Annotated in this window: 1 pseudogene; it reads left to right on the forward strand. The window is 72.3% G+C overall.

Features of this window, described 5'->3' with window-relative positions:
• Positions 1-271 (forward strand): annotated as a pseudogene (locus ACSNOK_RS34335) (hypothetical protein); the annotation flags it as partial.

A 271-nucleotide genomic window follows, 5' to 3' on the forward strand; every position in this document is an offset into this window, starting at 1 on the left:
CTCTGGTACTCCGGCAAGGGACGGCGCTTCGCCGGAAACCTGCTGTTCCTCGCCGCTCCCAACGGCTCCCCGCGTGAGGTACCCCCTGCTCGAAAAGCTCGGGAAAGGGGCTCCGCAGTCGAGCCCGACTCGGTGCACCACCTGCGCGCCGCCCGCATCCACGCCCTGCCCGCGCTGTACGCCGCGGCCCGCCACGGGCTGCCGACCCTGGCTGGTGTCGGTTACACCGGCGCCAGTGTCGGTGTGCACACCCCCTTCCGCCCCCATCCGG

Source organism: Streptomyces sp. URMC 126, from assembly GCF_051386555.1.
Lineage (GTDB): Bacteria > Actinomycetota > Actinomycetes > Streptomycetales > Streptomycetaceae > Streptomyces.